Source organism: Nocardioides sp. NPDC054178 (assembly GCF_055585005.1).
In genome coordinates this window covers 483,356-506,727 of record NZ_JBVJKY010000002.1, presented here as the reverse complement: position 1 = coordinate 506,727, position 23,372 = coordinate 483,356, and the positions used below count along the sequence as shown (strand labels likewise).

Genomic DNA, 23,372 nt, shown 5'->3' with positions numbered 1-23,372 from the left:
CGAAATCTTGAGACCGAGAGTTTTACTCTTGACGGGGTCCGTACCAGCCGCTTGACTCACCGATCGTGCCAGGTATGACGGCCGTCACCACCAAGCGACCACGTCAGGCACTCTCGGGAAGACGTCTGCGGGAGTGGCTGATCTTTCTGGCGTTCGTGGGGCCCAATGTTGCGCTGATCGTGGTCTTCACCTACCGACCGCTCTTCCAGAACATCTACTACTCGACGCTCAACTGGACGCTGGGCTCGAAGTTCGCGACCCCGGTCGGGCTGGGCAACTACCGCGACTTCTTCACCTCCGGTGAGGCGAGCAGGGTGCTGACCACGACGGCGGTCTTCACCGTCGCGACCGTCGGCCTCACGCTCGCCCTGGGCCTCGGTGTTGCGCTGGCGCTCAACCGCAAGCTCCCGGGTGCCGGGTTCGCGCAGGCGACGGTCTTCGCGCCCTACATCCTCTCCGGCTACGGCGTCGGTCTCGCCTGGCTCTACATCTTCGACCCCAACATCGGCGCGCTCTCCGCGATCCTGCGCGATGTCGGCCTGAACAGCCCGGAGTGGATCAACTCGCCTCCGTGGACGCTGACGATGGTGACCATCGTCTACGTCTGGAAGAACCTCGGCTATGCCGCGGTCATCTACCTCGCCGGGCTGCAGGCGGTGCCGGGCGATGTGCTGGAGGCCGCCGATCTCGACGGTGCCGGCCCGGTGAGGCGGTTCTTCACGGTCACGCTGCCGCTGCTGTCACCGACCACGTTCTTCCTGATGGTCACCACGATCCTCAACAGCCTGCAGGCCTTCGACCTGCTGATCGCGATGGACAAGCTCGGCCGCGGCGCCCGCACCCTGATCTTCGACGCCTACCTGACCGGCTTCAAGGAGCAGAGCCAGGCGGGCTACTCCGCGATGCTGTCCACGGTGCTCTTCGCGATCCTCGTGGTGCTCACGCTCGTCCAGCTGATCGTCGTGGAGAGGCGGGTCCACTACCGATGACCGAACCCACTCGGCCCCGCATCTCCCGCCGCGTCGCCTCTGCGGCGAACGATCGGTCGGGGACCCCGACGAGCGCCGCTGCTCCCTCACGCCGGCTGCGGCTGACGCCGCTGACCGTGCGCGACTACCTGGTGCTCCTGCTCGCGGTGCTCGTCGTCGTGCTGCCGCTGGGCTACATGATGCTGGCCTCCTTCAAGGGGCCGGGCGACCTGGCGACCACCGACCTGGTCGTCTTCCCCGAGGTCTGGCGGCCGGAGAACTACTCCGAGGCCGCGCAGAAGGTTCCCTTCGCGCGGCTCTTCCTCAACTCCGGCATCGTCACGGTCGTCGGCGCGGGGCTGAAGGTGCTGCTGGCGATCCTGACGGCGTACGGCCTGGTCTTCTGCGAGTTCCCCGGCAAGAAGTACGTCTTCTGGGGCGTGCTCGCCACGATGATGGTGCCACCCCAGGTCACCGCGCTGCCCAACTACGTCTTCATCAGCAGCCTCGGCGGCGAGAACACCTACTGGGGCCTCATCCTGCCGGGCCTCGGCACGGGCTTCGGTACGTTCCTGCTGCGCCAGGCCTTCCTGCAGCTGCCCTACGAGGTGATCGAGGCGGCCCACCTCGACGGCGCCGGCCACTGGCGGAGGCTGTGGCACTGCGTGGTGCCGATGTCGCTGCCGTCGATCGCGACCGTCGCCCTGGTCAGCGTGGTCTACGAGTGGAACGACTACCTGTGGCCGCTGATCATCATCACCGATCCCGAGATGATGACGCTGCCGCGCGGTCTGACGCTGCTGCAGAACAGCGAGTCCGCGGCCAGCTCGTTCGGCGTCCTGATGGCCGGCACCGTGATGGTGCTGCTGCCGATCCTCGCCGTCTTCGCGTTCCTGCAGCGACACATCGTCAACGGCTTCACCCAAGGCGGCGTCAAAGGCTGACGTTCTCAGCCCACAGTTGGCACAACAGGGAAAGGATGCTTCATGAACACCTCGTCCAACCTGCATCGCTCGGGTCTGATCCTGGACCGACGACGGTTCCTCGGCCTCAGCGCCCTGGGCATCTCCGCGGCGGCGCTCTCCGCCTGCGGTGGCGGCCCCTCGACCAGCGGCGGTGGCGGCGCCAGCGCCGTCGAGCAGATCGACTTCAGCGGCGTGAAGCCGGCCAAGGAGGTCACCTTCTGGACCTCCAACCCGGGTGACTCGATCAAGGTCAGCACCGAGATCGTCAACGCCTTCAACGCCTCCCAGTCCGACATCACCGTCAAGCTCGTCACGGCCGGTGCCGACTACGAGGAGATCGCGCAGAAGTTCCAGACCGCGCAGACCGGCGGCGACCTGCCCGACATCATCAACCTGTCGGACGTGTGGTGGTTCCGCTACAAGATGAACGACCAGATCATCCCGCTCGACTCCCTCTTCGAGGCGCTCGAGTTCGACACCGACGACTACGTCGACTCGCTGCTGGGCGACTACCTCTACGACGACGCCCACTGGGCGGTTCCGTGGGCCCGCTCGACGCCGCTCTTCTACTACAACAAGGACCACTGGAAGAAGGCCGGGCTGTCCGACCAGGGCCCGCAGAGCTGGGAGGAGTTCGGTGAGTGGACGACCAAGCTCGCCGAGGCCAGCGGCGCGAAGTTCGCCTTCCAGTTCCCGGCCCTGGCGGGGTACGCCGGCTGGACCCTGCAGAACAACCTGTGGGGCTGGGGCGGCGGCTGGTCGAAGGAGGAGTCCTTCGACATCACCTGCAACTCGGCCGAGTCGGTCGAGGCGCTCTCCTTCCTCAAGGACTGGGTCTACCAGGACAAGGTCGCCGGGGTCGCCGGTGTCGACCAGATCCAGGACTTCGCCGCGGGCGTCGCCAGCGCCACGGTGGGCTCGACCGGTGACCTGATCAACGCGATCACCTCGGCGAAGTTCGACGTCGGCGTCGCGCCCCTGCCCGCGGGGCCGGTGGAGAGCGAGAAGATCTGCCCGACCGGTGGCTCGGGCGTCGGCATCCCGAAGGACATCAGCCCCGAGCGGCAGCTCGCGGCCGGCACCTTCACCAAGTTCCTCACCGAGCCCGAGCAGGCGATCAAGTTCTCCGAGGCGACCGGCTATGTGCCGATCCGCAAGTCGGCCGACCCCGCCGCGATCCTGCAGAAGACCCCGCAGGCGCAGGTCGCGATCGACCAGCTCCCCAACACCCGTTCGCAGGACTACGCCCGCGTCTTCCTGCCCGGCGGGGACCTGGAGATGGCCAACCACATGGCCTCGATCCTCACCGAGAACAAGGACGTCCAGACCGAGATGGACAGCCTGAAGGCGGCGCTGGAGAAGATCTACACCGACCAGGTGAAGCCGCACATCTGATGAACACCCGCGTAGGGCACCCCGCGGGGTGCCCTACGCTCGGTTCTCGTGAGCGAGGACTTGGTAGTGGAGCGGCGCCCGGGCGTCGTACGCGTGACCTTCAACCGGCCGCAGAAGCACAACGCCTTCACGCACGCCATGTACGCGGCGCTGCACGATCTGTGCGACGAGCTGGCGACGGACGAGTCGGTGAAGGTGCTGGTGCTGACCGGCGCGGGCGGCCGGGCGTTCGCCGCCGGCAACGAGATCTCCGACTTCCTCTCCCGCGACGCGGTGGACTACGAGGACTGGATCCGAGCGCTGCTCGAGAAGCTCTTCGCGCTCCCGCAGGTCACCATCGCCGCGGTCGACGGCGTCTGTGTCGGGGGCGGGCTCGCGGTCGCCACCCACTGCGACCTGCGGGTCGCGACACCCCACTCCCGCTTCGGCTACCCGATCGCGAAGACCCTCGGCAACGCGCTCGCGGCCTCCATCGTCTACCGCGCGACAGCGGTCTTCGGCGAGCCGATCGTGCGGGAGATGCTCCTCGCCGCCCGGCTCGTCGGCGCCGACCGCGCCTACGCAACCGGCGCGCTGAGCGCCGTCACCGACTCGCTCGCCGACGAGGTCGACGCGCTGGTCGAGGGCATCCTGCCGCTCTCCGGCGTCACGGTCCGGGCCACGAAGAGCCAGCTCGCCGCGTACGCCGCCCGGGCGGAGGCCTCGCCGGAGGGCGATGAGGACCTGCTGCGCGAGGTCTACACGGGCGCCGACTTCAAGGAGGGCGTACGCGCGTTCCTGGCCAAGGAGAAGCCGGCCTTCAGATAGTCCGTTGACGCGTGCGCCGGGCGGGTCGACCATGGCGTATGCCTACCGAGCCGAAGACGTACGTCGACAGCGACCTGTTCCGCGACGCGCTGATCCGGCAGAGCGATGTCAGCGGTCTGGAGATCCGGGACTGCTGGTTCGAGGAGCGGCTGAAGGTCGTCGACTGCTACGGCCGCGACGTCTATCTCGCCGGCGACTTCGGGCGGGTCGTGGTCAACGACGTCGACGTCACGGCGTACGTCGAGGCCGAGCTCGACCGGGCCGAGCCCAACCGGGTGCTGGCCCGTGAGGCGGAGACCGCGGCCGAGATCCGGGCGGCCTGGGCGGCCATCGAGGAGACCTGGGCGGCCACGGTCGAGCGTGTCCGGGCGCTGCCGGAGAAGCTGCTCCACGAGCGGGTCGACCAGGAGTGGTCGTTCGTCGAGACCCTGCGTCACCTCCTCCACGCCAGCGACAAGTGGCTCGGCAACCCGATCCTGGAGGAGGACGATCCCCACCACCCGCTCGGGTACGTCCCCGGCGGCTCGGACGAGACGGCCATGGGACTCGCCGTCGACGCCGACCCGACGCTGGCGGAGGTCCTCGAGCCCCGTCTCGCCCGGATGGCGACGATGCGCGAGCTCGTCTCCGGGATCACCGATGCGGGGCTCGACCGGCTCTGTGCCCGCACCCCGGTCGGCAACAACCCCGAGGCCGACTACACCGTTCGCCGCTGCCTCAAGGTCGTGCTCGCCGAGGAGGCCGAGCACCACCGCTATGCCGTCCGTGACCTGGCGGTTCTGACGACGCGGGACTGAGCCGCCGACTCGGGCGTCGAGCCTGCCGTACGGGCAGTTGGTGGTCGTTTGGTCCGGTGTGCGTAGGCTCGAACCGTGATCGCCGAAGCGCTTGCGCTTGCAGCCGAGGAGCCCGCAGGGCTCTTGCCGGCGCGACAGCAGATGGCTTTCTCGCTGGGGTGGCACATCATCCTGGCCTGCTTCGGCGTCGCCTTCCCGAGCATGATCTTCGTCGTCCATCTCCTCGGGCTCCGTGGCAACGAGGTGGCGCTCGCCCTGGCGAAACGGTGGGCGAAGGTCTCCGCGGTTCTCTTCGCGATCGGTGCGGTCTCCGGCACCGTGCTCAGCTTCGAGATGGGACTGCTCTGGCCGGGACTGATGGAGAAGTTCGGCGACGTTCTCGGGCTGCCGTTCGCGTTCGAGGGGCTCTCGTTCTTCACCGAGGCGATCTTCCTCGGCCTGTACCTGTACGGCTGGGGGCGGATGTCGCCGCGCCTGCACCTGCTCTGCCTGGTTCCGATGGCGGCGGCCGGGATCTTCGGGACCTTCTGCGTCATCTCGGTCAACGCCTGGATGAACATGCCCACCGGCTTCCGGATCAACGCCGCAGGTGACGTGGTCGACGTCGAACCGTGGAAGGCGATGTTCAACCAGGGCGCGCTGCTGCAGTTCCTGCACATGTGGCTGGCCGCGTTCATGGTGGCCGGCTTCGTCGTGTCAGCGGTGTACGCCGCCGGTGCGCTGCGGGGGCGGCGGGACCCGCATCACCGGCTCGGCTTCACGGTGCCGTTCGTCTTCGCCTCGGTGGCTGCCGTGTTCCAGCCCGTTGTCGGACACGTCCTCGGCATCCGCCTCGGCGAGACGCAGCCGGCGAAGCTGGCCGCCTTCGAGCTGGCCGAGACCACCGAGCTGCCGGCGCCGCTGCGCCTGGGCGGGGTGATGATCGACGGCGAACCGCGCTATTTCATCGAGATCCCCAACTGGGGTTCCTTCATCGCCCGTGGCAGCTTCGACCTGCCCGTGCGCGGGCTCGACACCTTCCCTGCCTCCGACGTCCCGCCGGTCAACATCACCCATCTCGCGTTCCAGACGATGATCGGTATCGGATCACTGCTGATGCTGGCCGTCATCGGCTACTGGCTGTTGCGCTGGCGCGGTCGCGACCTGCTCGAGACCCGATGGTTCTGCTGGTTCGCGGTCGCAGCCGGACCGCTGGCCGTGATCGCGCTCGAGGCCGGCTGGGTCGCCACCGAGGTCGGGCGCCAGCCGTGGGTCGTCTACGACATCATGCGCACCGTCGACGCCGCCGGGGACAACCCGGGCCTGTGGTGGGTCTTCGGCACGATGCTGGTGGTCTACACCCTGTTGACGATCGGTGCGGTCCTGGTGCTGCGCTCGATGGCGCGACGGTGGCGCGAGGGCGGTGAGGACCTGCCCAGCCCGTACGGCCCGGCGGCGCTCTCGGAGGACGGCCGGCGATGAGCCTGGAGGTGGCCGTAGCGGCGGCGCTCTTCGTCGGAGTCCTGGCGTACGCACTCTTCGGCGGCGCCGACTTCGGGTCCGGCTTCTTCGACCTCACCGCCGGTGGAGCGCGTCGGGGTGCGGAGCTCCGAACGCTGGTCGACCACAGCATCGGGCCGGTGTGGGAGGTCAACCACGTGTGGCTGATCTACTGCCTGGTGGTGTGGTGGACCGCGTTCCCGGAGTCGTTCGCCGCAGTGATGACGACGTTGATCGTGCCGTTGCTGCTGGCGCTGCTCGGCATCGTGCTCCGAGGTGCATCGTTCGCGTTCCGCAAGTACTCCGCGACGCTGTCCCAGGCTCGTACGTTCGGTGTCGTCTTCGCGACCTCCTCGATCATCACGCCGTTCTTCCTGGGGACCGTGGCGGGAGCGATCGCCTCCGGCAGGGTGCCTGCCGAGGGCTACGGCGACCGCTGGTCGTCATGGATGAACCCGACCTCGATCTTCGGCGGGATCATCGCGGTCGGCACCTGCGCCTTCCTGGCAGGTGTGTTCCTCTGCGCTGACGCCGTACGTGGTGGCAGGCCGGCTCTGGCCTCGACCCTCCAGGTCCGGACCCTCGGGGTCGGGCTGGTCACGGGATTGGTCGTCTTCGTCGCGCTGATCCCGATCCAGATGGATGCGCCGACGCTGGCCAAGGGGTTGGAGACCCAAGCCGCGCCGCTGATCGTCTGCTCGTTCCTGGCCGGGGTGACCACCTTGTGGCTGCTGTGGAAGAAACGCTTCGCCGTCGCCCGGCTGCCGGCCCTGATCGCGGTGGCCACCGTCATCTCGGGTTGGGGAGTCGGCCAGTATCCGTGGCTCTTGGTCGACGAGGTTCTTCTCACCGATGCCGGCGGCGCCGAGGCGACCTCGAGGGCACTGCTGGTGGCCGTCGCGATCGCGGGGGTCGTGGTCGGACCTCCGCTGGTCCTGCTCTTCCGGCTCACTCAGACCGAGCGATGGAGCAGGTGAGCCTCGACGAGGCTCGGGCCGTGGCGCAATATTCAGACGCCGTGTACGCCGGCCGACCCTACGATGTCGCCGTGGCTGTCTTCGGCTGGTTCGTGCTGACCCTGGTGTTCCTCGACGAGCTGCTGGCGATGGCCGCCTTCGGCGTGTGGGGCTGGCAGCACGATCCGCGCTGGCTGCTGGTCTGGCTGCTGCCCCTGGTGGCGATGTTCGTCTGGTGGGCCTTCGCCTCGCCGAGGGCGCCTCGCGGTGGTCCCGTCGTCCGGCCGGTCGCCAAGGTGATCGTCTTCGGGCTCGCCTCGCTGGCGCTCCTCGACGCCGGTCACCCGGGATGGGCGCTCGCCCTGCTGGTCTTCTCGGTCGTCGTCAACGGCCTGGCTCAGCTGCCGGCGATCAGCCGCCTGCCCGCCGACCAGATGCGCCGAGTCGGCTCGTCATGACGAGCCGACTCGGCACCAGCTCCGTCTCACGGCTGGTTGATGCGCTCCGTGGACCCGAGAGAGCCGAGCAGCGCCAGCTTCTCGGCGCTCTCCGAGCCGGGCTCGGCGTGGTAGGTGCCCAGGATGAGGCCGCTCCCGTCGCCGAGCGTGAACTTCTGGCGGTGCAGGGTCAGCGCTCCGACCTGCGGGTGGTCGAGCAGCAGCGTGCCACCGGCGAGCGCCTTGACGTCATGGCGCGCCCAGAGCTGCCGGAACCGGTCGCTGACCAGGGAGAGCTCGCCCACGAGCTCGACGGTTCGAGGGTCGTCGGTGTCGTTGCCCACCGAGGTGCGGAAGGCGGCCACCAGGGAGCCGCAGATCGACTCCCAGTCGGTGTGCAGGGCCTGCACCGCAGGGTCGAGGAAGACCGACCGGAGCCGGTTCTCGCCAGGCACGAGGGTGGGGTCGAGAAGCCGGGCGAGCGGGTTGGCGGCGAGGACGTCGAGATACCTGTCCTCGATGACCGCGGGCACGCCGACGACCTCGAGGAGCTGTGCGAGCGACCGTGGCACCTGAGCCGTCCGGCGGCGACGCGCACGTCGCGCGCGGGGCGCGACCAGACCCAGCAGATAGCTGGTGCCGGCCTCGTCGAGCTGCAGCACCCGGGCGATCGACTCCAGCACCTGCGGTGACGGGTTGCGGTCGCGGCCCTGCTCCAGACGCAGGTAGTAGTCGGCGCTCACGCCCGCGAGCAGGGCGACCTCCTCCCGGCGCAGCCCCGGCACCCTGCGTACGCCCGTGGCCGGCAGACCCACCTCGTCGGGACGGACGAGCTCTCGTCTGGCACGGAGATAGACGCCCAGCCGGTTGTCCTCGCTCACGACCCCCACGATAGTCGCGCATCTGCTCACGGAGCGCGCTCCAGACTGGTCCTCGCGCCCCCAGGATCACTGGCCCTCTCCCTCCTGCCCGTCCGGCGAGGCACGGTGGGGACATCGGACGGAACGAGAGGACCATCAATGACCGACACCGGTACCGACACCACCACCTACGGCACCTACGCTCTGGGAGACCTCGCCGTACGCAGGATGGGCTACGGCGCGATGCAGCTCGCGGGGCCGCACGTGTTCGGGCCGCCGGCCGACCGGGAAGCCGCGATCGCGGTGCTCCGTGAGGCCGTCGCCCTGGGCATCGACCACATCGACACCAGCGACTTCTACGGGCCCTACGTCACCAACCAGCTCATCAAGGAGGCGCTGCATCCCTACCCCACGGACCTGCGCATCGTCACCAAGGTCGGCGCGCGACGAGACGCCGAGGGAGCCTGGCTTCCGGCCACCTCGGCCGACGAGCTGCGTGCGGCCGTCCACTCCAACCTGGCGAACCTCGGGGTCGACGCGCTCGACGTCGTCAACCTGCGGGTGATGGACGGTGCGGGCGTCGAGGACGTCGCCGGCGGCTACGCCGTCCTGGCCGAGCTGCGGGACCAGGGGCTGATCCGCCACCTGGGGGTCAGCGAGGTGACCGCCGAGCAGGTCGCCGCGGCCCAGGAGATCGCGCCGGTCGTCTGCGTCCAGAACCTCTACAACCTGGCCAACCGCGGCGACGACGACCTGATCGACTCGCTGGCCGAGCAGGGCATCGCGTACGTCCCGTACTTCCCGCTCGGTGGTTTCACGCCGCTCCAGTCCGGTGCCCTCGACGCCGTTGCCGGCCGGCTGGGTGCGAGCCGGATGGGGGTCGCCCTGGCCTGGCTGCTGCAGCGCTCACCCAACATCCTTCTCATCCCCGGCACCTCGTCGGTGGAGCACCTGCGCGAGAACGTCGCCGGCGCCGCGCTCGAGCTCGGTCCCGAGGATCTGGCGGATCTGGACGCGATCGGGCGTTAGGCCAGTCCGGCTACCTCGACGAGACTCGGCCCGTACCAGGTGATCAGCCGGCCGCTGACCAGCTCGGTCGACGTCCGCGCGAAGGCCTCCGGGCCGTCCTCGGCGGTGAAGACGTACGGCTCGTCGGGGAGCAGCACAGCATCGGCCCCGGCGCCGTCGATCTCGGCCAAGTCGACGTGCGGATAGCGGTCCGCGTGCTCGGCGAAGACGTTCTCCCAGCCCAGCCGCCGCAGCAGGTCGCCGGTGAACGTCCGCGAGCCGACCACCATCCACGGGTCGCGCCAGATCGGCACCGCGACCCGGCGGCTGACCCGGGGGAGCGGCCCGCACCACAGCCGGCGGGCCTCCGCCAGCCAGTCCGGACGGTCCCAGCCGAGTAGGTCGTCGAAGAGCCGCTCGTAGGTCGCCACGGCCGCCGGGACGCTCTCGATCTCGGTGACCTCGACCCGGATGCCGGCCTCGCGCATCCGGCGGACGTCGAGCTCCCGGTTCTCCTCCTTGTTGGCGATCACCAGGTCCGGCTCGAGCTCGTGGATGAGAGCGAGGTTCGGGTTCTTGGTGCCGCGAACTCGGGTCACCTCGAGGTCGGCAGGACGGGTGCACCAGTCCGTGGCTCCGACCAGTGCGTCCGGGTCCACCGATGCCAACGCCTCGGTGATCGAGGGGACCAGACTGACGATCCGCACGTCAGCTGTGCCGAGCCGTGTCGCGCTCGGCGAGGGCTCGCTCGAGGATGTCGGCCGTGTGCTGGTAGTGCTGCGTGAGCGCGCGTACGGCCCGGTCGGCATCCCGGGCGAGGGTCGCCTCCAGGATCTCGCGGTGCTCGCCGGCGACGTCTCGCCCCGGCTCGTGGACCTGTGACCAGCGTCGGTAGAACTCGCCGGCGTCACGCAGCGTCGTGGCGATGCCGAGCAGCCACGGGTTCTGGGCGCCGTCGAGCAGCGCGCCGTGGAAGCAGCTGTGGGCAACCTCCCAGTCGTCGGAGACGCGGGGCGGAGCGTCGGCGGTGAGCATCGGCGTACGTTCCATCCGGTGGTGGGCTGCCACCACCTCGGACTCCCAGTTCATGTCGCCCTGCTCGATCGCGTAGCGCAGCGTGAGCGTCTCGATGTCGATGCGGGCGCTGGTCAGGTGGCGAAGATCCTCGACGCTCACCTGTCGGACACGGAAGCCGATCCGGGGCTCGGACTCCACGAGCCCCTGCTCGGTGAGCCTCGAGAGGGTCTCACGGATGACGCTGACGCTGGCCCCGTACGCCTCGCACAGCGGCGTGGACTTCAGCCGCTCGCCGGGAGCGTAGACGCCGCCGAGGACATCCGCGCGAAGACGGGCGTAGACCTCCTCGGTGCTTGCACGTGGTCGGGTCGCCATGTGAGCACCCTAGCATGATGCGAATATTCAGAGATTTTCGAATATCTCTTGTTTCTTCGATTATCTGTGGTCAGACTGTGATGACAGTCACCACCTGTGCCGAAAGGGGTTTGGACATGGCTGAGGCAATGACGGACGAGGCGCGCAAGGCCCTCGCCCTGGAGTATCTGAAGCGGCTCGACCGCGGTGAAGACTTCTTCGAGCTCTTCGACGAGCACATCCAGCTCTACTTCCCGAAGATCGGGATCGTTGACGGGATCGACGCCGTCCGAGAGGCCTTCGCCAAGGTCGGCTCGCTGCTCGGTGGGATCAAGCACGACTACGCGTACTTCAACTATGTGGTCGCCGGAGACACCGTGGTGGTCGAGGGCACCTCGGCCGGCACGACCTCCGACGGCACCGAGTTCCGTGCCGGCGTGACGCACGCGGGTCGCTGGTGCGACGTGATGGAGATCCGCGACGGCCGGATCCAGCGGCTGTTCGTCTACCTCGACCCCGACTACGCCGGCGCCGACACGGAGCGCTACCCCTGGCTGGTCGAAGCGGAGCCCGAGCCGATGGGATCGGCGGCGTCATGACGTACGACAACACCACCGACGTCCTGGTCATCGGGGCCGGACCCGCGGGCCTGAGCATGGCGGCCCTGCTGGCGGCCTACGGCGTCGATGCGATCACGGTGACGAAGTACGCCGGCACCGCGCACTCTCCTCGTGCCCACATCACCAACCAGCGCACCATGGAGGTCTTCCGTGACCTCGGCCTCGAGGATGCGGTTCGCGAGGTCGCGACGCCCAACGAGCTGATGGGCAACAACGTCTGGGCGACCAGCTTCGCCGCCCCGGAGATCGCTCGCCTGCTCACCTGGGGGAGTGGGCCGGAGCGCCGCACCGATTACGACCTGGCCAGCCCGAGCGCGATGTGCAACGTCCCTCAGCACATCCTCGAGCCGGTGCTGCGGACCGGTGCCGAGCGGCTCGGCGCCGACCTGCGTTTCTCCACCGAGCTCGTCGAGGTGAGCCAGGACGACGACGGTGTCACCGCCGTCGTTCGTCACCGCGAGAGCGGCCGAACCGAGACCATCCGGGCCGCGTACGTCGTCGGTGCCGACGGCGGCCGCTCGACCGTCGCCGAACAGCTCGGCTTCGCGATGGACGGCGAGCTGGGCCTGGGTGCCGCGGCCAACGTCTGGCTCGAGGCCGACCTCACCGACCACACCGCCTACCGTCCCGGCACCCTCTACTGGATGTGCCAGCCCGGCAACGACTACTGGGTGGGGTCGGGCACCTGGATCTGCGTGAAGCCGTGGACGGAGTGGGTCCTGCTCTTCATGTACGACCCCGCCGAAGGTGAGCCCGACCTCTCCGAGGAAGCCGTCATCGCTCGTGCCCGCGCCACGATCGGAGACCCCGACGTGGACATCAGGATCAAGGCGACCAGCCTGTGGCAGATCAACCACATGGTCGCCGAGCGCTACCAGCTCGGTCGCGCCTTCCTCGCCGGCGATGCCGCGCACCGGCACCCGCCCGCGAACGGGCTGGGCACCAACACCTCGGTGCAGGACGCCTACAACCTGGCCTGGAAGCTCGCCATGGTGATCCGCGGCGACGCCGGCGAGGAGCTTCTCGCCAGCTATCACGACGAGCGTCAGCCGGTCGGTCGGCAGGTGGTCGACAGGGCCCTCAAGAGCGTGCAGGACATGCTGCCGATCTCGCAGGCGCTCGGCTTCGAGCCGGGCCAGAGCGCCGAGGACGGACAGCGGGCGCTCGACGGCCTTCGCGTCCCCGGCCCAGAGGGAGAGCGGCGGCGCCGGCAGCTCGCCGAGGCCGTACGTCTGCAGAACTACCAGTTCAACGCGCACGGCGTCGAGCTCGACCAGCGATACGCCTCGGGTGCCGTCCTCGACGACGGGACGCCATGGCCCACGCCCGAGCGAGACCCCGAGCTCTACCACCACCCGACCACCCATCCGGGGGCGCGGCTGCCGCACGCCTGGGTCGAGAAGGACCGCGTCCGGCGCTCGACCCTCGACCTCGCCGGCCACGGCGAGTTCACTCTGCTCACCGGTGTCGGTGGCGAACCCTGGGCCGACGCCGCCGGCAAGGTGGCGGCTGACCTGGGCGTACGCATCAGCGTGAAGGCGATCGGTCCCGGATGTGACCACACCGACCCCACGGGCGACTGGGCGGCACGACGTGAGATCGGTGACGCCGGCGCCATCCTCGTCCGCCCCGACCAGCACGTGGCCTGGCGGGCCCACGACATCACCGACGACCCCGCCGAGGATCTCGAGCGTGCTCTTCGCGCCGTGCTCGACCGACCCTGACCGACCCTGACCGATCCACGAAGGAGTCATCATGAAGCTCGGCAACCTGGACGGACGCGCCGTCCTGATCACCACCGACAACCCCGACGAGCCGCAAGCCGTCGATGTCCACAAGGCCAGCGACGGCCGGTTCGGACCCGATCCGGCCAGCCTGTTCGCGGACTGGTCGGCCTTCGTCGACTGGGCGCTGAGCGCTCGGATCGACGACCCGGAGAACGCGCTCGGGTTCGAGTTGGCGGAGCTCGGTGCGCCGTCCCCGGCGCCACGCCAGATCTTCGCGATCGGGCTCAACTACACCGCGCACGCCGCCGAGTCCGGTTTCGAAGCTCCCACCGGACTGCCGCCCGTCTTTCCGAAGTTCGTCAGCAGCCTGACCGGACCGGTCACCGAGGTGGTGCTGCCCGCGGGTGGCAACACCGACTGGGAGGTGGAGCTCGTGGCGGTGATCGGGCGCACCGCCAACCACGTCGCCGAGGCCGACGCGTGGGATCACGTCGCCGGCGTCACCGTCGGCCAGGACATCTCCGAGCGGGTCACCCAGCTCAGCGGCCCGGCGCCGCAGTTCGGCCTCGGGAAGTCCTTCCCCGGCTTCTCGCCGACCGGTCCCTGGCTCGTCACCGCCGACGAGCTGCCCGACCGTGACGACCTCGAGCTGCGCTGCGACCTGGACGGCGAGAACGTCCAGCTCGGCCGCACCAGCAACCTGATCGTGCCGGTTGCCCGCCTGATCGCCGAGCTGTCGAAGGTCGTCACGCTGTATCCGGGCGACCTGATCTTCACCGGTACGCCCGACGGCGTCGGCCTCGGCCGTGACCCGCAACGCTTCATCGAAGCCGGCCAGACCCTGGTGAGTACGATCGAAGGGATCGGCGACCTGCGACAGACCTTCGCGGCTCCGCCGACCGGGAGTGAACCGCGATGAGTCTGCACCGTCTCAGTCATGTCACCATCGGCGTTCCTGACGTCGCCGCGACCACGGCCTACTACACCGACTTCGGCCTCCGGCCGAGCGGCGAGGCGACGTTGGCGACCCGGGACGGCGGCGACCAGCTCCAGCTCACGAGAGCACCCTTCCGCCGGCTCGTCGAGCTGGGTGTCGCGGCCGACGACCCCGACGACCTCGCCCGGGTCGCCGCGTCCCTGCAGCGTCTCGGTCATCCGGCGTCCCTGGACGGGGACGCGCTGCTGACCACCGAACCGGTGAGCGGCTTCACGGTTCGGGTACGCGTCCTGCCCCGGCTGCGGCAGGAACCGCAGCCGGCCACGCCCTACAACGGGCCCGGCCGTATCGAGCGGTCGGGGCGTGCGCCCGGGGTGCTGCGTACGGAACGGGTCCGGCCCCGGCGGTTGGGGCACGCGGTGGCCGGCACCACCGACCTGGCCACGACGATGCGGTTCTTCGTCGACGGGCTGGGCTTCAAGGTCTCCGACCACATCGGTGACAAGGGCGCGTTCATGCGCTGCTCGACGGACCACCACAACTTCCTGGCGCTGCAGTCTCCGGTCAACTACCTGCACCACACCAGCTGGCAGGTCGACGACGTCGACGACGTCGGCCGCGGGGCGCACGCCATGCTCGAGGGCGCTCCCGAGCGCCACGTGTGGGGGCTCGGTCGCCACCACGCCGGCTCGAACTTCTTCTGGTATCTCAAGGACCCGGCCGGCAACTTCTCGGAGTACTTCTCCGACATGGACTGCATCCCCGAGGACGAGATCTGGGCGCCCGAGGTGCTCGAGGGAGCCAAGGGCCTGTTCAGCTGGGGACCACCGCCCCCGCCGTCGTTCCTCGAGCCCGAGGACCTCGCGGCCCTGATGACCGGAGCCCACAGCAAGGGGTGACGTATGGCGGGGGCGCACCTGCGTAGATCTCGACACGGCGGTCACGCCCGGTCGCAAGCTCCCGGGCGTGCGCCTGCTCGATCTCTTCGCCGACGCGACTGCCCTCCTTCGTCGGGCAGTCGCTGGCTCAGACGTTGCGCCGGTACTGCCCACCGACCTCGAAGAACGCCTCGGTGACCTGCCCGAGCGAGCAGACCCGGGCCGCGTCCATGAGCGCCGCGAAGACGTTCTCGTCGGAGGTGGCGGCCTGCTTGAGGCGTACGATCGCCTCCTCCGCCTCACGGGAGTGGGCGGCCTGGAAGGCGTGGACGCGGTCGAGCTGGGACTTCTTCTCGGTCTCGGTCGCACGAGCGAGCTCGACGGGGCCGGCCGGCTCGCCGTTGGTGTCGCGTACGAACGTGTTGACGCCGACGATCGGCAGGGTGCCGTCGTGTTTCTGGTGCTCGTAGAGCATCGACTCGTCCTGGATCTTGCCGCGCTGGTAGCCGGTCTCCATCGCGCCGAGCACGCCGCCGCGCTCGGAGATCCGGTCGAACTCCTTCAGCACGGCCTCCTCGACGAGGTCGGTGAGCTCGTCGATGATGAAGGAGCCCTGGAGCGGGTTCTCGTTGAACGCCAGGCCCCACTCGCGGTTGATGATCAGCTGGATCGCCAGCGCACGCCGCACCGACTCCTCGGACGGGGTCGTGACGGCCTCGTCGAAGGCATTGGTGTGCAGCGACTGGGCGTTGTCGTAGATCGCGATCAGCGCCTGCAGCGTCGTGCGGATGTCGTTGAAGTCCATCTCCTGCGCGTGCAGGGACCGGCCCGAGGTCTGGATGTGGTACTTCAGCTTCTGCGAGCGCTCCGAGGCGCCGTAGCGCTCGCGCATCGCGATCGCCCAGATCCGGCGGGCGACACGGCCGATGACGGAGTACTCCGGGTCCATCCCGTTGGAGAAGAAGAAGGACAGGTTGGGCGCGAAGTCGTCGATGTCCATGCCGCGGGCCAGGTAGGACTCGACGTAGGTGAAGCCGTTGGCGAGGGTGAAGGCGAGCTGGGAGATGGGGTTCGCCCCGGCCTCGGCGATGTGGTAGCCGGAGATGCTCACCGAGTAGAAGTTGCGCACCCCGTTCTCGATGAACCACTCCTGGATGTCGGCCATGCAGCGCAGGCTGAACTCGGTGGAGAACAGGCAGGTGTTCTGGCCCTGGTCCTCCTTCAGGATGTCGGCCTGCACCGTGCCGCGGACCGTCTGCAGCGCCTTGGCCGGGTCGACCCCGCGCTCGCGCGCCTGGTCGATCACGGTGTTGAGGAAGAAGGCCAGGATCGTCGGCGCCGGGCCGTTGATGGTCATCGACACCGAGGTCGTCGGGGCCAGCAGGTCGAAGCCGTCGTAGAGGGCCTTCATGTCGTCCAGCGTCGCCACCGAGACGCCGGAGGTGCCGACCTTGCCGTAGATGTCGGGGCGTACGTCGGGGTCGCGGCCGTAGAGCGTGACCGAGTCGAACGCGGTCGAGAGCCGGGTCGCGGGCTGGCCCTCGGAGAGCAGCTTGAAGCGACGGTTGGTGCGGAACGGGTCGCCCTCGCCGGCGAACATCCGCGCCGGGTCCTCGTTGGCCCGCTTGTAGGGGAAGACGCCCGCGGTGAACGGGAAGAACCCGGGCAGGTTCTCGTTGCGCAGGAACCGGGTCAGCTCGCCGCGGTCGGAGTAGCGCGGGGTCGCGACCCGCGGGATGTAGTTGCCCGCCAGCGACGTGCGGCCACTCTCGTCGGCGGCGTACGTCTCCTTGGTTTCCTCCCAGGAGGAGAGCTGCTTCCGCAGGTCCTCGGGGAGCTCGGAGGCGGGGGCCTCGAGCTCGGGGTGGTCCTGGGCGACGATCTCGTAGGCCTGCTCCTTGCGCACCGCGGCGACGAGCTCCAGGGTGTGCGCGTGGTAGTCGCGTACGTCGCCCGCGATCTCGGCCAGGTAGCGGACCCGCTTCTCGGGGATGATCGGGTGCAGACCCGTGGAGTGGCGGGTGTGGACACGGGGGAGCGTGCCCTCGCTCAGCGCGAGGCCGGCCTCGCCGAGGAGCCCCTTGATGTGCTGGTAGAGGGCGGTGACGCCGTCGTCGTCGAAGGCGGCGGCCGAGGTGCCGAAGACCGGCATGTCGTCGGGGGAGGAGGTGAACGCCTCCCGGTTGCGGACGAGCTGGCGGGACACGTCGCGCAGCGCGTCCTCGGCCCCGCGCCGCTCGAACTTGTTGATCGCCACGACGTCGGCGAAGTCGAGCATGTCGATCTTCTCCAGCTGCGAAGCGGCGCCGAACTCAGGAGTCATGACGTAGAGCGAGACGTCGACGAAGTCGCTGATCCCGGTGTCGCCCTGGCCGATGCCGGGGGTCTCGACAATCACCAGGTCGACGGCGGACTTCATCACGGCGAGCACGTCGGCGAAGTGCTCGGGCACCTCGTGACCGCCGCGGGTGGCGAGGGAGCGGTAGAACGTCGAGGAGGGGCCGCCGTCGGTGATGGGCGCGAGCGAGTTCATCCGGATCCGGTCACCCAGCAGCGCGCCGCCGCCGCGGCGCCGAGACGGGTCGATGGCGAGGATGCCGATCCGGATCTTGTCCTCCTGGTCGGTGCGCAACCGCCGGACCAGCTCGTCGGTGAGCGAGGACTTGCCGGAGCCGCCGGTGCCGGTGATGCCCAGCACGACCGCCCGGTCGGCCTCACGCAGCGGGTCCGCGATCTCGGCCGGCAGCCGCCCCTGCTCGGCCGCGGTGATGGACCGCGTGAAGGAGAGAGGGCAACCGCCGAGCACGTCCTCGGCAGCGAAGTCGAAGGTGGGCCACAGGTCGCGGTCGATGTCGCGTACGACCGAGTTGATCATCCCCGGCAGCCCCAGCCGCTGGCCGTCCTCGGGGGAGAAGATCTTGACGCCGGAGTTGGCCAGCCGCTCGATCTCGTAAGGAACGATGACCCCGCCACCGCCGCCGACGACCTTGACGTGCCCGGCGCCACGCTCCTTGAGCGCGCGGACCAGATACTCGAAGAACTCCACGTGCCCGCCCTGGTAGGACGAGACCGCGACGCAGTGGGCATCCTCCTGCAGGGCCGCGTCGGCGATCTCGGTCACGGAGCGGTTGTGACCGAGGTGGATCACCTCGCACCCCTGCGCCTGGAAGATCCGGCGCATGATGTTGATCGCCGCGTCGTGACCGTCGAACAGGCTGCTCGCGGTCACGATCCGTACGTGGTTCTGAGGGATGTGGAGGTCGGGCATGGGCGGGGCTCCCAGGGAAATAGTTGGACGTCCAAGTAATTCCAGCATAGGTCGTCCGTCACATACGCGCCAGTACGCGTTGTGCGGTGTCTCAGCCGACGGCGTCGCCGGAGGCGGCGCGGACCTGGGTGAGCAGCGCGGTCAGACCGGGTACGTCCTCGATCCCCGGCTTCTCGAAGACCTCGGTGTTGAGAGAGACCGTGGCGGCCTCGACGGCCTCGCGTCCCGCGTCGGAGATGGCGGCGAGGACCACGCGGCCGTCGTCGGCGGAGCGGCTGCGGCGTACGAAGCCCTGCTTCTCCAGGCGGGCGACGGCGCTGGTCACCGAGGCGGGGTGGACCTGGAGGCGGGAGCCGAGCTTGGCCATCGGGAGCTGGCCGTCCTGGGTGAAGGAGAGGAGGCGGAGCACCTCGTAGCGGGCGAAGGAGAGGTCGTGGGGTCGCAGCGCGGCGTCGACGCGCTCCATGACGAGCTGGTGCACGCGCACGAGCGAGGTCACCAGCGCCATCCCGTCGGCGGCGTCGGCCCAGCCGTGCGCGATCCACTGCCGTTTCGCCTCGCGGATCGGATCCATGCGGGCCAGCATCACACAGATGTCTTTACGACAGGATCACGACGGCGCGCCGAACGTCCCGAGCAGGTTGAGAATCACCGCCACGCCGATGACGGTCGCGATCACCGAGAGCGTCACGACCAGGCCGACCGCGACGGAGAAGCCCGCACCCTCGTGGCGCGCGCCGCGCTGCTGCAGCGCGTAGAGCCGGGCGACGCTGGTGATCAGCGTGCGCCCCTCCTCGGCGTCGAAACGGAACTGGTCCAGGTCGGGGGCCGCCTCCGGGTCGTGCACGGTCCACACGCCCTGGTCGGTCTGCTCGTCATCGGCCTCGATGCGGCGTACGCCGGTCTTCTGCGTGTGGGGCACGTCGCCGAACCAGACGAGGCTGCGGGTGTCCTCGATGATCGCGTAGGAGGAGCGGGTCGGCATCGAGACGTGGTAGGTGAAGACCCAGTGCAGCTTCGCGGCCATCAGGGTGGAGTGCCACCGCTCGTCGGCCAGGTCGAGCTCCACGTCGAAACCGCGTGCGGTCTCGGTCGCCTTGTAGGGAGTTCCGTCGCACACGCGCGCGACATGGTCGAAGAAGGGCCTCGTATGAGGGGACACGACTCAACAGGTTATCTGGTCCGGGGACTCTGCGGGACTACTCCGCGGCGTTGGGCGGCACGTCGATCTTGAAGTGGACGCGGCCGCCGTCGACCTCGTCGACGGTGATGATCGCGTCGTACTTCTCGCCCTCGGAGGTGAGGACACAGGTCATCTCCGTGCCGATCTTGCCCTCGAGGTCGCCGGGGCAGTCGAGACCCTCGGGGGTGACGCCGATGGCGTTGGTGAGCTGCTCGGTCGCGATCCGCTCGACCGTCTTCTCCTGCACGTAGTCCCCGCTCGAGCCGCAGGCCGTCAGCGCGAGCGGCAGTGCCAGCAGGGTCGCGCCGGTCATGGCGCCCGAGAAGGCGCGGATGCGTGTCATGGGCTCAGACTAGAGGTAGCCGACGATCAGGCAGACGTACGCCGCACCAGCTCGGGCGCCGGCACGCGAACGGCCGCCGGCCCTCCCCAGAGAGGGCGGAGGGCCGGCGGCCGGAGCGGCGGAGCGGTCAGCCCACCGGAGTGAAGTCGCGCGCCCCGATGAACGTCGGCCGCGGCCTCGAGGCCGAGAACGGCTCGACCGCGGTGTTCTCCACGCTGTTGAACACCAGGAAGACGTTCGAGCGCGGGTACGGCGTGATGTTGCCGTTGGAGCCGTGCATGCAGTTGCAGTCGAACATGACCGCGCTGCCGGCGGCACCGGCCAGGACGTCGATCCCGTAGGTGTCCGCCATCTTCGTGACCGTCTCCTGGTCCGGCGTGCCCGCGCCCTGCATCACCAGCGAGGACTTGTAGTTGTCCTCGGGGGTGGCGCCGCCGCACGAGACGTACGTCCGGTGGGTGCCGGGCATGATCATCAACGGCCCGTTGAAGGAGTGGTTGTCGGTCAGCGAGATCGAGATGCTGACGGTCCGCATCCGGGGCAGACCGTCCTCCGCGTGCCAGGTCTCGAAGTCGGAGTGCCAGTAGAAGTCACCGCCGCCGAAGCCGGGCTTGAGGTTGATCCGGCTCTGATGGATGTAGACGTCCGAGCCGAGGATCTGCCGGGCGCGGCCGACCACGCGCGGGTCGGCCGCCAGCCGGGCGACGACGTCGCTGGTCCTGTGCACCTCGAAGATCGAGCGCACCTCCTGGGAGGCGGGCTCGATGATGGTGCGCTCGTCGGCCCGGATGTCCGGGTCGTTGCTGAGCCGGTGGAGCTCGGCGCGCAGCTCCTCGACCTCCTCGGGGGTGATCAGCCCGGGGACGGTCAGGTAGCCGCGCTCGTCGTAGGAGTCGAGCGTCTGCTGGTCGATCGGTCCCTCGGCCCCTGTGCCCCAGACCACCCGGTCGTGGCGAGGGAGCGTGGAGAAGCCTTCCTCGAGGCGGGTGGGGTACACGTCCTCGGCGTGCTCGGTGGTAGCGGTCATGCAGTTACCTCCTGGGTCTCGGTGAGGTCGGTCTCGGTGAGGAGCGGGTAGACACCGTCGGCGTCGTGCACCTCACGGCCCGTGACGGGCGGGTTGAAGGTGCAGATCAGACGCAGGTCGGTCGTGGCGGTGACGGTGTGCTTGTCGTGCTTGTCGAGCAGGTAGCACATCCCGTCGCGGATCTCGTACGTCTCTCCGGTCTCGCGGTCGAGGAGCTCGCCCTCGCCGGCGACGCAGTAGACGCACTCGATGTGGTGGGCGTACCAGAACTCGTTCGTCGTCCCGGCGGGGATGTTGGTCTCGTGGAAGGAGAAGCCGACCCCTTCGCGGGCCAGGACGATCCGGCGGCTGCGCCAGGTCCCGTGCTCGGACTCGACACGTACGTCTCGGTCGGTGTCGTCGAGGTCTTCCAGATAGGTGACGCGCATGTTCTCTCCGTTTCGGGTCGGGGGTCAGGCAGCGTTGCCGAGGACGGACGCGGTGGCCTCCTCGAGGACGGCGAGACCGCGGCCCAGCTCCTCGGAGGTGATGGTCAGCGGCGGCATCGTCTTGAGCACCTCGTCCTCGGGACCGGAGGTCTCGACCAGCAGGCCGTGCTCGTACGCCGCCGTCGCGATCTTCCCGGCCGCGCTCGCGTCCGGGAAGGCGATGCCGGTCAGGAGGCCGCGCCCGCGGACGGTCGCGCCCTCGTACCGTTCGGCGATCGCGGTCAGCCCCGCGTGCAGCTCGGCGGCCTTCTCCTGGACCTCGTCCTGGAAGGACTCATCGGCCCAGTAGGTCTCCAGCGCGACCCGGGCGGTGACGAAGGCGAGGTTGTGGCCGCGGAAGGTGCCGTTGTGCTCGCCGGGCTCGAACTGGTCCAGGTCGGGCCGGATCAGGGTCAGCGCCATCGGCAGGCCGAAGCCGGAGATCGACTTCGACAGGCAGACGATGTCGGGGGTGAACCCGGCCTCCTCGAAGCTGAAGAAGGTGCCGGTCCGGCCGCAGCCGGCCTGCACGTCGTCGAGGATCAGGATGATGTCGTGCTCGCGGCACAGGTCCGAGAGCGCCTTGAGCCACTCCAGCCGGGCGGCGTTGAGACCGCCCTCGCCCTGGACGGACTCCACGATGATCGCGGCCGGCTTGTCCACGCCGGAGCCGCTGTCCTGGAGCACCCGCTCCAGCCACATGAAGTCGTCGACGGCGCCGTTGAAGTAGTCGTCGTACGGGATCTTCGAGCTGTTGGTCAGCGGGATGCCCGCGCCCCTGCGCTTCATCGAGTTGCCGGTCACCGCCAGCGAGCCGAGCGTCATCCCGTGGAAGGCGTTGGTGAAGGACAGTACGTGCTGGCGTCCGGTCGCCTTGCGGGCCAGCTTGAGCGCGGCCTCGACGGAGTTGGTCCCGGTCGGTCCCGGGAACATCACCTTGTAGTCGAGGTTGCGCGGCTCGAGGATCAGGTCGGAGAAGGCCTGCAGGAAGTCCCGCTTGGCGCTGGTGTGCATGTCCAGCGAGTGCACGATGCGGCCCTCGCGCAGGTAGTCGAGCAGCGGGTCCAGCAGCGCGGGGTTGTTGTGCCCGTAGTTGAGCGCGCCGGCCCCGGCGAAGAAGTCCAGGAACTCGCTCCCGTCCTCGCTGGTGAGGGTGGAGCCCTGGGCGTGGGTCATCACGGCCGGCCAGCTGCGGCAGTAGCTGCGGACCTGCGACTCGAGGGAGTCGAAGATCGCGGTGGCGGGTTCGGTGGTCGTCGTCATGGACATGACACCTCCGTGTGTCGTCGATCCCGAGGCGGGGTCCCGCTCGGGTCGTGCGGTCGAGAACGGGCCGATGCGGAACAGCAGCTCCGGGTCGTGCCCGTCGGGGAACATCTCGGCCTCGAAGAGCGGCGTGCGCTCGATCGGGGCGCTGCGTGCGTTCGCGAACGAGGTGAACAGCGCGATCGAGGCGCTGTTGTCCGCGGTGATGGTCGTCTCCAGGCGGCGTACGCCCTCCCCGGAGAGGCTCTCGACGAGCGTGTCGAGCATGCGGCGGGCCAGACCCTGGCCGCGGTGCCGTTCGTCGACGGCGACCTGCCAGATCATCAGGGTCTCCGGCTCGTCCGGACGGCGGTAGCCGATGACGAATCCTCCTGGATCGTCATCGACGGTCGCGACGATCGATGTCGCCGCGAAGTCGCGCGCCCACAGCAGGTAGGCGTACGAGGTGTTGACGTCGAGTACCCGAGATTCCCGTGCCATCCGCCACAGATGCTGACCGTCCTCGAGGTCCGGTGAGCGGAAGTCGACTCGGGAAGCCGACTTCGGGCGGGGCACGCTGCCAGTCGAATTGCGATGTGGCATCGCCACGCGACGCTAACAGGGTGACGGACGG

At 69.0% G+C, this 23,372-nt stretch carries 23 protein-coding genes; 13 read left to right on the top strand and 10 right to left on the bottom strand.

From position 1 onward, the window contains the following. Nucleotides 1-74 precede the first annotated feature (74 nt). From ACZ6WN_RS09125 to ACZ6WN_RS09090, 8 genes are all read left to right on the top strand, one after another. Entirely contained in the window at nucleotides 75-989 is a 915-nt protein-coding gene (locus ACZ6WN_RS09125) for a carbohydrate ABC transporter permease (RefSeq protein WP_465864213.1), read from the top strand. Continuing rightward, nucleotides 986-1,912 carry a carbohydrate ABC transporter permease gene (locus ACZ6WN_RS09120; protein ID WP_465864212.1) on the top strand — a complete coding sequence of 309 codons (927 nt, stop codon included), beginning with the start codon at nucleotides 986-988 and terminating at the stop codon, nucleotides 1,910-1,912. The genes ACZ6WN_RS09125 and ACZ6WN_RS09120 overlap by 4 nt, the downstream gene beginning before the upstream one ends. A gap of 42 nt (nucleotides 1,913-1,954) precedes the next feature. Beyond that, nucleotides 1,955-3,328 (top strand): ABC transporter substrate-binding protein, encoded by a 1,374-nt coding sequence (locus tag ACZ6WN_RS09115; protein ID WP_465864211.1) that lies wholly within the window; start codon nucleotides 1,955-1,957, stop codon nucleotides 3,326-3,328. Nucleotides 3,329-3,376: 48 nt separating this feature from the next. Then, entirely contained in the window at nucleotides 3,377-4,135 is a 759-nt protein-coding gene (locus tag ACZ6WN_RS09110) for an enoyl-CoA hydratase-related protein (RefSeq protein ID WP_465864210.1), read from the top strand. Nucleotides 4,136-4,173: 38 nt separating this feature from the next. Then, nucleotides 4,174-4,932: a DinB family protein gene (locus ACZ6WN_RS09105; RefSeq protein ID WP_465864208.1), complete on the top strand. Its 759-nt coding sequence runs from the start codon at nucleotides 4,174-4,176 to the stop codon at nucleotides 4,930-4,932. A 75-nt stretch (nucleotides 4,933-5,007) separates the two neighbouring features. Continuing rightward, nucleotides 5,008-6,393, top strand: coding sequence for a cytochrome ubiquinol oxidase subunit I (locus ACZ6WN_RS09100; protein ID WP_465864207.1), 1,386 nt, complete (start codon nucleotides 5,008-5,010; stop codon nucleotides 6,391-6,393). Next, nucleotides 6,390-7,388: a cytochrome d ubiquinol oxidase subunit II gene (locus ACZ6WN_RS09095; RefSeq protein WP_465864205.1), complete on the top strand. Its 999-nt coding sequence runs from the start codon at nucleotides 6,390-6,392 to the stop codon at nucleotides 7,386-7,388. The genes ACZ6WN_RS09100 and ACZ6WN_RS09095 overlap by 4 nt, the downstream gene beginning before the upstream one ends. Before the next feature lie 71 nt (nucleotides 7,389-7,459). Beyond that, nucleotides 7,460-7,825 (top strand): YrdB family protein, encoded by a 366-nt coding sequence (locus ACZ6WN_RS09090; RefSeq protein WP_465864204.1) that lies wholly within the window; start codon nucleotides 7,460-7,462, stop codon nucleotides 7,823-7,825. 26 nt (nucleotides 7,826-7,851) lie between these two features. Here ACZ6WN_RS09090 and ACZ6WN_RS09085 read toward each other — a convergent pair whose 3' ends face one another. Continuing rightward, nucleotides 7,852-8,685, bottom strand: a complete 834-nt coding sequence (locus ACZ6WN_RS09085) for a helix-turn-helix domain-containing protein (protein WP_465864202.1) — start codon at nucleotides 8,683-8,685, stop codon at nucleotides 7,852-7,854. 138 nt (nucleotides 8,686-8,823) lie between these two features. Here ACZ6WN_RS09085 and ACZ6WN_RS09080 point away from each other — a divergent pair, with 138 nt between their 5' ends. Next, a complete protein-coding gene (locus ACZ6WN_RS09080) occupies nucleotides 8,824-9,693 on the top strand; it encodes an oxidoreductase (RefSeq protein WP_465864200.1) in 870 nt (289 codons plus the stop codon). On the opposite strand, the gene ACZ6WN_RS09075 is transcribed toward ACZ6WN_RS09080, so the two are convergent. Then, nucleotides 9,690-10,379 (bottom strand): helical backbone metal receptor, encoded by a 690-nt coding sequence (locus tag ACZ6WN_RS09075; protein ID WP_465864199.1) that lies wholly within the window; start codon nucleotides 10,377-10,379, stop codon nucleotides 9,690-9,692. The two genes, ACZ6WN_RS09080 and ACZ6WN_RS09075, sit on opposite strands and share 4 nt — an antisense overlap. 1 nt (nucleotide 10,380) lies before the next feature. Beyond that, complete coding sequence (locus ACZ6WN_RS09070; protein WP_465864197.1) at nucleotides 10,381-11,064, bottom strand: GntR family transcriptional regulator; 684 nt, start codon at nucleotides 11,062-11,064, stop codon at nucleotides 10,381-10,383. A gap of 116 nt (nucleotides 11,065-11,180) precedes the next feature. On the opposite strand from ACZ6WN_RS09070, the gene ACZ6WN_RS09065 reads away from it, so the two are divergent. Genes ACZ6WN_RS09065 through ACZ6WN_RS09050 form a run of 4 tightly spaced genes read left to right on the top strand, consistent with a single transcriptional unit; the run spans nucleotide 11,181 to nucleotide 15,226 of the window. Beyond that, on the top strand, nucleotides 11,181-11,642 hold the full coding sequence (locus tag ACZ6WN_RS09065; protein WP_465864195.1) for a nuclear transport factor 2 family protein: 462 nt from the start codon (nucleotides 11,181-11,183) through the stop codon (nucleotides 11,640-11,642). After that, nucleotides 11,639-13,387, top strand: coding sequence for an FAD-dependent oxidoreductase (locus ACZ6WN_RS09060; protein WP_465864194.1), 1,749 nt, complete (start codon nucleotides 11,639-11,641; stop codon nucleotides 13,385-13,387). The genes ACZ6WN_RS09065 and ACZ6WN_RS09060 overlap by 4 nt, the downstream gene beginning before the upstream one ends. A gap of 31 nt (nucleotides 13,388-13,418) precedes the next feature. Then, nucleotides 13,419-14,309 (top strand): fumarylacetoacetate hydrolase family protein, encoded by an 891-nt coding sequence (locus tag ACZ6WN_RS09055; RefSeq protein ID WP_465864193.1) that lies wholly within the window; start codon nucleotides 13,419-13,421, stop codon nucleotides 14,307-14,309. Then, the gene (locus ACZ6WN_RS09050; RefSeq protein WP_465864192.1) at nucleotides 14,306-15,226 is read left to right on the top strand and encodes a VOC family protein; all 921 of its coding nucleotides are present in this window, start codon (nucleotides 14,306-14,308) and stop codon (nucleotides 15,224-15,226) included. Before ACZ6WN_RS09055 ends, ACZ6WN_RS09050 begins: the two co-directional genes overlap by 4 nt. A gap of 127 nt (nucleotides 15,227-15,353) precedes the next feature. Here ACZ6WN_RS09050 and icmF read toward each other — a convergent pair whose 3' ends face one another. From icmF to ectB, 7 genes are all read right to left on the bottom strand, one after another. Then, on the bottom strand, nucleotides 15,354-18,473 hold the full coding sequence (gene icmF / locus ACZ6WN_RS09045; protein ID WP_465864191.1) for a fused isobutyryl-CoA mutase/GTPase IcmF: 3,120 nt from the start codon (nucleotides 18,471-18,473) through the stop codon (nucleotides 15,354-15,356). Between the two features lie 91 nt (nucleotides 18,474-18,564). After that, nucleotides 18,565-19,047: a MarR family winged helix-turn-helix transcriptional regulator gene (locus ACZ6WN_RS09040; RefSeq protein WP_465864190.1), complete on the bottom strand. Its 483-nt coding sequence runs from the start codon at nucleotides 19,045-19,047 to the stop codon at nucleotides 18,565-18,567. A gap of 36 nt (nucleotides 19,048-19,083) precedes the next feature. Continuing rightward, on the bottom strand, nucleotides 19,084-19,593 hold the full coding sequence (locus tag ACZ6WN_RS09035) for a hypothetical protein (RefSeq protein ID WP_465864189.1): 510 nt from the start codon (nucleotides 19,591-19,593) through the stop codon (nucleotides 19,084-19,086). Between the two features lie 79 nt (nucleotides 19,594-19,672). Next, nucleotides 19,673-19,999 carry a DUF4333 domain-containing protein gene (locus ACZ6WN_RS09030; RefSeq protein ID WP_465864188.1) on the bottom strand — a complete coding sequence of 109 codons (327 nt, stop codon included), beginning with the start codon at nucleotides 19,997-19,999 and terminating at the stop codon, nucleotides 19,673-19,675. A 127-nt stretch (nucleotides 20,000-20,126) separates the two neighbouring features. Then, nucleotides 20,127-21,026 carry an ectoine hydroxylase gene (gene thpD, locus ACZ6WN_RS09025; protein ID WP_465864187.1) on the bottom strand — a complete coding sequence of 300 codons (900 nt, stop codon included), beginning with the start codon at nucleotides 21,024-21,026 and terminating at the stop codon, nucleotides 20,127-20,129. After that, nucleotides 21,023-21,454, bottom strand: coding sequence for an ectoine synthase (locus ACZ6WN_RS09020; RefSeq protein WP_465864186.1), 432 nt, complete (start codon nucleotides 21,452-21,454; stop codon nucleotides 21,023-21,025). The genes thpD and ACZ6WN_RS09020 overlap by 4 nt, the downstream gene beginning before the upstream one ends. A gap of 24 nt (nucleotides 21,455-21,478) precedes the next feature. Then, complete coding sequence (gene ectB / locus ACZ6WN_RS09015; protein WP_465864185.1) at nucleotides 21,479-23,341, bottom strand: diaminobutyrate--2-oxoglutarate transaminase; 1,863 nt, start codon at nucleotides 23,339-23,341, stop codon at nucleotides 21,479-21,481. Nucleotides 23,342-23,372: the final 31 nt, after the last annotated feature.

Coding starts and splice junctions, on each gene's coding strand:
- ACZ6WN_RS09125 (WP_465864213.1), top strand. CDS start 75: ATGACGGCCGTCACCACCAAGCGACCACGTCAGGCACTCTCGGGAAGA.
- ACZ6WN_RS09120 (WP_465864212.1), top strand. CDS start 986: ATGACCGAACCCACTCGGCCCCGCATCTCCCGCCGCGTCGCCTCTGCG.
- ACZ6WN_RS09115 (WP_465864211.1), top strand. CDS start 1,955: ATGAACACCTCGTCCAACCTGCATCGCTCGGGTCTGATCCTGGACCGA.
- ACZ6WN_RS09105 (WP_465864208.1), top strand. CDS start 4,174: ATGCCTACCGAGCCGAAGACGTACGTCGACAGCGACCTGTTCCGCGAC.
- ACZ6WN_RS09095 (WP_465864205.1), top strand. CDS start 6,390: ATGAGCCTGGAGGTGGCCGTAGCGGCGGCGCTCTTCGTCGGAGTCCTG.
- ACZ6WN_RS09080 (WP_465864200.1), top strand. CDS start 8,824: ATGACCGACACCGGTACCGACACCACCACCTACGGCACCTACGCTCTG.
- ACZ6WN_RS09070 (WP_465864197.1), bottom strand. CDS start 11,064: ATGGCGACCCGACCACGTGCAAGCACCGAGGAGGTCTACGCCCGTCTT.
- ACZ6WN_RS09065 (WP_465864195.1), top strand. CDS start 11,181: ATGGCTGAGGCAATGACGGACGAGGCGCGCAAGGCCCTCGCCCTGGAG.
- ACZ6WN_RS09060 (WP_465864194.1), top strand. CDS start 11,639: ATGACGTACGACAACACCACCGACGTCCTGGTCATCGGGGCCGGACCC.
- ACZ6WN_RS09055 (WP_465864193.1), top strand. CDS start 13,419: ATGAAGCTCGGCAACCTGGACGGACGCGCCGTCCTGATCACCACCGAC.
- ACZ6WN_RS09050 (WP_465864192.1), top strand. CDS start 14,306: ATGAGTCTGCACCGTCTCAGTCATGTCACCATCGGCGTTCCTGACGTC.
- icmF (WP_465864191.1), bottom strand. CDS start 18,473: ATGCCCGACCTCCACATCCCTCAGAACCACGTACGGATCGTGACCGCG.
- ACZ6WN_RS09040 (WP_465864190.1), bottom strand. CDS start 19,047: ATGGATCCGATCCGCGAGGCGAAACGGCAGTGGATCGCGCACGGCTGG.
- ACZ6WN_RS09030 (WP_465864188.1), bottom strand. CDS start 19,999: ATGACACGCATCCGCGCCTTCTCGGGCGCCATGACCGGCGCGACCCTG.
- thpD (WP_465864187.1), bottom strand. CDS start 21,026: ATGACCGCTACCACCGAGCACGCCGAGGACGTGTACCCCACCCGCCTC.
- ACZ6WN_RS09020 (WP_465864186.1), bottom strand. CDS start 21,454: ATGCGCGTCACCTATCTGGAAGACCTCGACGACACCGACCGAGACGTA.
- ectB (WP_465864185.1), bottom strand. CDS start 23,341: ATGCCACATCGCAATTCGACTGGCAGCGTGCCCCGCCCGAAGTCGGCT.